Genomic DNA, 493 nt, shown 5'->3' on the forward strand with positions numbered 1-493 from the left:
GACCACAACTGGGACGATATCGCTCGGGTCCTGAAGCAGCGCGACCTCGACTGGACGCCTGAACGACTGCGGCGGGCAGTGAGGTGGCTCGTCACCGAGCACCTGGCTGATGCCACACTGCTGAAGCGGGCGTCTCCCATAGTGCGGATCGAAACCGGCCCGGCTGATCATGACCCGCGCCCCGGCTTGTCGAGACTGCGGCGCAACGCATCGCTGATTTCCAGCCGGGATTCGGTGCGCACAATCTTGCCTGCCGTCTCCAAGTCGACGGCCGCGGCTTCAGCTCCGGTTCCGGTCGTCTTCGACGCGTCAAGCTTTGCCCGCAGCAAGGCCATCACCATCGGCCAGACCGAGAACTTTCCGGCCTTTGCTCGGTCCGTCAGGCTGCGCAAATAGCCGCCGGCGCTGTTGATCTGGTCCTGCCGCTGGTAGATCGCGGCAATGGTAATCGCCGCCTGCTGTTCACCCATGGCCGTCCGCGCTTCCTCCCAGG

Annotated in this window: 1 protein-coding gene and 1 pseudogene; one reads left to right on the top strand and one right to left on the bottom strand. The window is 64.9% G+C overall.

Going from position 1 to position 493, the window contains the following annotated elements; all coding sequences use genetic code 11:
• Positions 1–138 (top strand): annotated as a pseudogene (locus EOC06_RS44700) (recombinase family protein); the annotation flags it as partial.
• A 29-nt stretch (positions 139–167) separates the two neighbouring features.
• Here the strand turns inward: EOC06_RS44700 and repC are convergent.
• The coding region (gene repC, locus EOC06_RS38470) for a replication initiation protein RepC (protein ID WP_245470474.1) at positions 168–493 on the bottom strand (326 nt) is incomplete at its 5' end.

The organism is Mesorhizobium sp. M7A.F.Ca.MR.362.00.0.0 (assembly GCF_004023175.1).
Taxonomy (GTDB): domain Bacteria; phylum Pseudomonadota; class Alphaproteobacteria; order Rhizobiales; family Rhizobiaceae; genus Mesorhizobium.